General features: G+C 75.5%; 2 protein-coding genes. Both read right to left on the bottom strand.

Annotated features, from left to right (window positions below; translation table 11 throughout):
- Nucleotides 1-111: 111 nt before the first annotated feature.
- Entirely contained in the window at nt 112-1,752 is a 1,641-nt protein-coding gene (locus tag ACWENR_RS30345) for a YncE family protein (RefSeq protein WP_452280368.1), read from the bottom strand.
- A 260-nt stretch (nt 1,753-2,012) separates the two neighbouring features.
- The gene (locus tag ACWENR_RS30340; RefSeq protein ID WP_452280367.1) at nt 2,013-2,756 is read right to left on the bottom strand and encodes a hypothetical protein; all 744 of its coding nucleotides are present in this window, start codon (nt 2,754-2,756) and stop codon (nt 2,013-2,015) included.
- Nucleotides 2,757-2,802: the final 46 nt, after the last annotated feature.

The following is a 2,802-nucleotide window of genomic DNA, read 5'->3' as shown; positions in this document are numbered from 1 at the left end:
GGGCGGGGCGGGGCCGTTTTGGGGCGGGGGGTGGGCCGGGGCCCCCCCCCACCGGGGGGGGGGGCCCCCCCCCCCCCGGCGCCGGCCCCCCCCACTACCGGGGCGCCCCGCTCAGGCGCCCGCGCCCCGGACGGCGACGCCGTGGCTGGTGTACGCGTACGCGTAGGTGGCGTCGCCGTCGAACCGGATGTGGTAGGTGTACTGGCCGCCCACCGGGGGCGTGTCGGTGACGGTGAACGAACCGTCGGCGGCGAGCGGCGCCGGCGGCAGGTCGGTCCCGACGGAGCCACTGCTGTTGGTGTGGACCCGGTACACGACGATCGACCCGGCGGCCGGCGTGGGCACGTTGCCGGCGGTCGCCATCCGGCCGGTGAGCGTGAGTGGCTTCCTGGCGTTCGCCGTCGTCGGGCCGGTGACGGTCAGCGAGGTGGGGTGCTGGGCGACGTCCACGGTGGTCGTGGTCCTCGACCAGCGGAATCGGGCGCTGCCGTCCCAGGTGGCGGTGTAGCTGACCCTGCCGCCGGCCGGCGGGGTGTCGGTGACGGTGAAGGTGCCGTCCTCGGCGGTGGCCACGCCGGGCAGCGTGGCGGTGGTGCCGTCGGGCAGCGTGCGGGTGATCTCGATCGGCTGTGTCCCGGGCGCGGAGCCGTCGGGAACGGTGAGCCTGCCGGTCATGGACAGCGGCTCCAGCGCGGTCGCCGCACCGGTGGCCGACAGGCTCAGCGTGGACGCCGGCAGCAGTGCGCCCTCCACGCGCCACAGGTGGTACCGGTTGTTCGGCGAGTCGTTGAGCAGCGCGTAGAGGTCGCCGCCCAGCACGGAGAGGCTGCCGGTGACCAGGTCGCCCTTGTAGGTCATCTGCGCCTGGTGGGTCATCGCCCCGGTGGCGGCGTCGTACACCCCGGCGTAGGGGCCGTGGCCCGAGCCGTAGAAGGCGGTGCCGACGTGTGCGCCGTCCGGGCTGAGCGCGACCGCGCCCGGCGAGCCCGGGTGGTCGGCCCGCGATCCGTAGCTGCGGACCTTGGCCAGGGTCCTGGTGTCCCAGACGTCGAAGCCGGAGGTGGCGAAGACGGAGACGGCCCGGGTGCCGTCGGGCGTGATGGTCAGGTCGGTCAGGTTGTACAGGTCGTTGTCGGCGCCGTCGATCACCCCACGCAACGTCGCCGGGGTGGTGCTGACGTCGTACACCCGGGGGCTGGCGGGGTTGATCCCCGCCTCGGCGGTGAAGACCGTGTCGCCGGCGCCGGCGACCAGGGGCGCCCCGTACATCCCGGTGGCGACGGGGACGGGCGTGGGCGCCGCCACGGACAGGTCGAGGCCGAGGACGCCGCCGACGAAGTCGTTCTTGACGCCGTAGCCCACCCAGAGCCGGTCGCCGTCGAGGGACAGGTTCGCCGGGGACGGGTGCCCCGCCAGGTTGATCCGGCGGACGACGGCGAGGGTGGCCGCGTCGATCTCGGCGATCTCGTTCGAGCCGGCCAGGGCCGCGTAGACCCGGCTGCCGTCGGGCGTGACGGCCAGGCCGGCCGGGCGGGCCAGGCCGGTGACGCTGCCGGTGAGCGTGCCGCGGGCGTCGGCGACCACGATCCGGTCGCTCGCGGAGACGAAGACCCGGCCGCCGGCCGCGGCCGTGTCGACGACGCCGGTGACGCCGGGGATCAGGGTCGCGGTGTCCCTGGCCGCGGCGGGTGTGGTGGTGACGACGAGGCCGGCCGCGGCGGCCATCGTCGATGCCAGGACTGAGCCGATCACTGTGCGCAACCGCACGTGCGGTCCCCTTTCGGTGGTAACCCCGTGATGCCACGGCGGCCGGCGGAGCCGGCGCCGGGCGCGCGACAAGATCGTCGCGTCCGGGGATTAGGCGTCCGCCCGACCGCCGGCGTTACACAATGGACGACAATCACCGTCAATGGCATGCGGCTGCCGTCCATCGCCGCTCGCCGATGCGGAATTGGCGGTTCGCCTGTCGCCCGCGCCGGCACCACCCGGCCCGGCGGTCGCGTCCCCCGCCCTCAGTCGAGGTCCGCACAGGCCCGCTCGTGTGGCAGCAGCGGCCGGACCACCAGGCGTACCCGCTGGGTCTCGGCCTGCCAGCGGGTCCCGCCGTCGGCCGCGCCGGCCTGGTTTCGCAGTGTTGCCAGCGCCGCGCCGTCGACCACGAGGCACGGCCGTCGGGGCGCGCCGTCCATCGCGGACAGGGGCACCTCCAGCGGCCAGGGCCGCACGTCGGAGCCGTCGTCCTCCGCGGCCACCACCAGCACGGCGGCCCGCTGCGGCAGGTACTCCCCGGCGTCGACACCGGCGGCAGCCGCCGCGTCGGCGAACGCGATCGCGTCACCCCGGTCGCCGGTCTCGTCCCGCGACGGCTGCCGCACCGTCGTGGTGTACGTGCCGTCGGTCGTGGTCAGCCGCACGGTGAGCACGGCCGCGTCGGTGTCCTGCCGGGGATGGTCGCGATCGGTGAAGAGGCCCGCCTCGGCTGCCCGCCCGAACAGCGCGTCGACCTGCGCCGTCGAGAGCGTCCGGCGTCGGCCGGTCAGCAGCGCGCCACGGTCCTCGCCCCGGGTCACGGCGGTGCCGTCGCCGTAGAGCGTGAACGTCGGCAGAGCCCACTGCCCGGCGCCGGCGACGAGACCGGCGCGCCGGTCGACCTCGACGACGACGGTCTGCGCGCCTGTCGCGGGCCGGGGCGCCGGTCGGTCACCGCAGGCGGCGAGCAGGAGCACCACGCAGAGCAGCAGGCGTCTGATCATCACGGTATGACGCTCCCTGTCGCCTGCGGGTTCCGGCGGACGCCCGGGC

Source organism: Micromonospora sp. NPDC004336 (assembly GCF_053602615.1).
Note: the sequence above shows the minus strand (reverse complement) of the source record. Positions and strands in the feature narration are given on the sequence as shown.